Consider the following 575-nt stretch of genomic DNA (forward strand, 5'->3'; position numbering starts at 1 on the left):
GTCCTCAATGCTGTTGGGCTTCACGGTGACCAGCAGCACACCGGAGGCGGCATTGGCCTGGGTGGTGTACGAGCCGGCCAGTTCGTCCTTGGTCACGGTGCCGTCACCGGCCACATCCACGCGTCGGTGATCACCCCGCCGTTGCAGCGGATGGCGGCACGGGCGGCGACCTCGCGGTTGAAGCTGTCGTTGGCCAGCAGCACCAGCTCGGGGTTCACCGAGCTGATTGCGGCTTCAAGGGCGGCCACCTCGTGGTCCTGGAAGGAGTCAGCGGCCGGGGCCTGCAGGACGCTGGTGATCCCGTAGCCAGCAAGAACCTCAAGGGCCGGGGCCGAAACCTCACCCACCACCGCCACGGTGGCAGGTGAGAAACGGGTGGCCAGGGTCAGCAGTTCGCGCTGGGCCTTGGTTGGTTCCTGGCCCAGGGCGTCAAAGAATACTAATGCGGAAGTCATGTGGTTCAGTCCTTAGATCAGCTTCTGTTCGGCCAGGTAGTCGACCAGTGCGATTCCTGCCTGGCCGTTGTCCGTGATGACGGTACCGGCCCCGCGCGCCGGGCGGGCGTTGGCCGAGAG

1 protein-coding gene is annotated in these 575 nt (G+C 65.9%); it reads right to left on the minus strand.

Annotated features, from left to right (window positions below; translation table 11 throughout):
* Nucleotides 1-92 precede the first annotated feature (92 nt).
* On the minus strand, nt 93-455 hold the full coding sequence (locus tag JCM19049_RS17065; protein ID WP_054822102.1) for a hypothetical protein: 363 nt from the start codon (nt 453-455) through the stop codon (nt 93-95).
* Nucleotides 456-575: the final 120 nt, after the last annotated feature.

Source organism: Arthrobacter sp. JCM 19049, from assembly GCF_001310435.1.